The 3,114-nt window shown below is 70.6% G+C and carries 2 protein-coding genes and 2 pseudogenes; all 4 read right to left on the bottom strand.

All coding sequences use genetic code 11. From position 1 onward, the window contains the following. Nucleotides 1-417, bottom strand: a pseudogene (locus tag Q8S40_RS14345) (hypothetical protein); the annotation flags it as partial. 148 nt (nucleotides 418-565) lie between these two features. Then, nucleotides 566-1,045, bottom strand: a complete 480-nt coding sequence (gene pal, locus Q8S40_RS14340) for a peptidoglycan-associated lipoprotein Pal (RefSeq protein ID WP_304808523.1) — start codon at nucleotides 1,043-1,045, stop codon at nucleotides 566-568. A 174-nt stretch (nucleotides 1,046-1,219) separates the two neighbouring features. After that, nucleotides 1,220-2,584: a Tol-Pal system beta propeller repeat protein TolB gene (gene tolB, locus Q8S40_RS14335; protein WP_304808524.1), complete on the bottom strand. Its 1,365-nt coding sequence runs from the start codon at nucleotides 2,582-2,584 to the stop codon at nucleotides 1,220-1,222. Continuing rightward, nucleotides 2,581-3,114, bottom strand: a pseudogene (locus tag Q8S40_RS14330) (hypothetical protein); the annotation flags it as partial. The pseudogene Q8S40_RS14330 and the gene tolB, both read right to left, overlap by 4 nt.

Here is a 3,114-nt window from a genome sequence, read left to right as displayed (position 1 = left end):
CGTGGCGCTGCCCTGGCGCTGGCCCTCGATCTGCTGGAGGCGGAAATCGACATCGCCTTCCAGCTTCTCCAGCCGTTCCTGCAGGGTGCGTTCGCGGAACTCGGACTGTTCGGCGCGGCCGCGCACGCTGCGCAGTTCCTCCTCAAGCCGCGCGACGCGGTCGAGCAGCGCGCCAACCAGTTCGGTCTGCGGCGCGCCACCCGGCGGCACCGGGCGGCCACCGAGGGCGGAGGGGGCGGTCATCGGCGCCGGCATGGCGGTGACGCCGCCACGGCGCAGCATCTCCACCTCCTGCCGCAATTGCAGGATCTGGTTCTGCAGGGCGATGCCCTCCCGCGTCTCCATCTGCGCCTGGGCTGGCAACAGGCCGAAGATCGAGAGGCCAAGGCCGAGCAGGGCGGTTCGGAATAGTCGCATGCGGGGCTCCTTCATGCTGCGGCAATGCCCCGGATACGGCAGCGCCGCATCCGGGGCCAGTGGCCGCGTCAACGAAGTGCCGTGAGAGTCCAGGGCAAAGCGGAGGGAGCCTTGGCGAAAAGGCCCCCTGCCGGTTCGCCCCGGCGACTCAGCGCACCACCGTGACGGCGCGGCGGTTCTGCGACCAGGCCTGGTCGTTCGAGCCGAGCGCGGCCGGGCGATCCTTGCCGTAGGAGATGGTGTCAACCCGCGCCGGGGCGACGCCACCGGCCACCAGCACATCGCGCGCCGCATTGGCACGGCGCTGGCCGAGCGCCAGGTTGTACTCGCGGGTGCCGCGCTCATCGGCATGACCCTCGACCGCCACCTGCACCTGCGGGAAGCGTGCCAGCCAGCCGGCCTGGCGGTCCAGCACCACGCGCTGGTCGGCGCGGATGTTGCTGCGGTCGGTGTCGAAGAACACGCGGTCGCCAATATTGGCCACCAGGTCTTCCTGGCTGCCCGGGCGCGGACCGCTGGTGGTGGTCTCGGCGCCGCCGCCGGTGGCTGCGGAGGACTGCTCCGTGCTGCTGCCGCAGGCGGAGAGCAGGACCACGGCGGCGAACGCGCCGAGGAGCTTGGTGTTCATGGGAATCGGAACCCTTCGAGGATTGGCATGGTACAAATGGGAAGCACGGATCGGGGCACGAAGTGGGCGGGCCACACCGACGGCCCGACATGATCAAGAAATTGTGCGGCAGGAACAAGGCAGGTTACCTCCGCCGCGCCGGATCCTGGCGCGGCGGAGGTGAACAACCGGTTGTCAGGAGAGCAAGGGGCTCCAGGCCGGGTCCGAAGCATCCGTCGGCGTCACGATCTGCCGTTCGTTGAAGCCCGCGATATCGATCTGCGAAAGGCGGGAGGAATAGCCGCCGCCGCGCGCGTCGCGCGCCGGGGTTTCCCGGTAGAAGGCCAGCACGCGGCCATTCGGCGCGAAGGTCGGGCCCTCCATCGACCAGCCCTCGCTGAGAATCCGCTCGCCCGAGCCATCCGGCCGCATCACCCCGATGGCGAACTGGCCGGAGCTGATGCGGGTGAAGGCGATCAGGTCGCCGCGCGGCGACCAGACCGGGGTCGCATAGCGCCCATTGCCGAAGGAAATGCGCCGCGCCCCGCCGCCATCGGCGGACATGACATAAAGCTGCTGGTCGCCGCCACGGTCCGAGTTGAAGACGATCTGCGTGCCATCCGGCGAATAGCAGGGCGAGACATCCAGCGACCCGCCGGAGGTGAGCTGCCGTTCGCGGCGGCTGGCGATATCCACCGAGAAGATATTCGCGTCCCCGCCCCGGCTGGCCGAGAGAATCACGCTGCGGCCGTCGGGGGCGAAGCGCGGGCTGAAGGTCATGCCGCCGAAGCTGCCCAGCACCTGCTGCTGGCCGCTGTCCAGGTTGAACAGATAGACCCGCGGCTGGTTGCGGAAATAGGACATGAAGGCGACCTGCCGCGCCGTCGGGTGGAAGCGCGGCGTCAGGGCCTGGAAGCTGCCATCGGTCAGGAAGCGGTGGTTCTGGCCGTCCTGGTCCATCAGCGCCATGCGGCGCGTGCGGCGGTCGCGCGGGCCGGATTCGGCGATGTAGACGATCTGCGTGTCGAAATAGCCCTTCTCGCCCAGCAGCCGCTCATAGATCACGTCACTGATCAGGTGGGCGATTCGGCGCCATTGCGCCGCTGGCGCGGTGAAGGCGGTGCCCTGCAGCTGCGTATCCGCCAGCACATCCCACAGGCGGAATTCCACCCGCAGGCGGCCGCCGGATTCCTCGACCCGGCCGGTGGTCAGCGCATGGGCGCCGATCACCCGCCAATCCTGGAAGCGCGGATTGGCGGCCGCCATTTCCGGCGTCTGGATGAAGGCCTGGCGGGCCACCGGGCGGAACAGCCCGGAATTGCGGAGATTGTCCTGGATGACGCGGGCGATGTCGCGCCCCACGCGCGTGGCATCCGGCCCGGCGCCCGCCATGTCCGGCACGGCGATCGGCACCGGGTCCGTCCGCGCGCGGGTCACGTCGATGACGGTGGTGGGGGCCTGCTGGCCCAGGGCGAAATCAGGCAGCAGGCTGGCCACCACCGTGCCACCCAGGCCCGCAAAGACTCTGCGCCGTGTGAAGCCGAAGTCCGGCATGGTCATCGGAGAAATCCCCTCGGCGAGAAATTGAACTGGAAGCGGTTTTCACCCGCCTGCAGGCGGCCCGGCGGCACCGGAAGCGGGCTGCAGGCCGGGTCCCGCAACGCGCGGCGCGCCTGTTCGTATAGCGCGCGGGCGCGCGGTTCGCTCGGTACCCCCTCGGGTCCGGGCAACACATTCCGGATCACGCCTTCACGATCGACAATGGCAACCAGGCTGACGCGCATCTCGGACAGCCCGAGCATGCCCTGGTCCACCCGCCAGCATTCGCCCACCCGCTCCCCGATCGCGGCGCGCTCGCCGGCATTGAGCTGGTCCGTCGCATTCGGCGCGCCGCCGGGCGCGGCCGGACGGGCGGGCTGTGCGGCGGGCCGGGCGGTGGGCGGGCGGTTGGCCGCCTGCTGCTGGCGCAGCCGCTCCAGCGTGTTCAGCACGCTGGTCGAGCGTTCCTCCGGCCGGGCCACCGGCGGCGTGGCGCTGGTGCCGGGCGTGGCGACGGGCGTGGGCGGCGCCGGGGCGGGCGGCGGCGGCAA

The organism is Falsiroseomonas sp., assembly GCF_030695085.1.
In the GTDB taxonomy this organism is placed as follows: Bacteria; Pseudomonadota; Alphaproteobacteria; order Acetobacterales; family Acetobacteraceae; genus Falsiroseomonas.
This window is presented reverse-complemented; position numbering and strand designations above follow the sequence as displayed.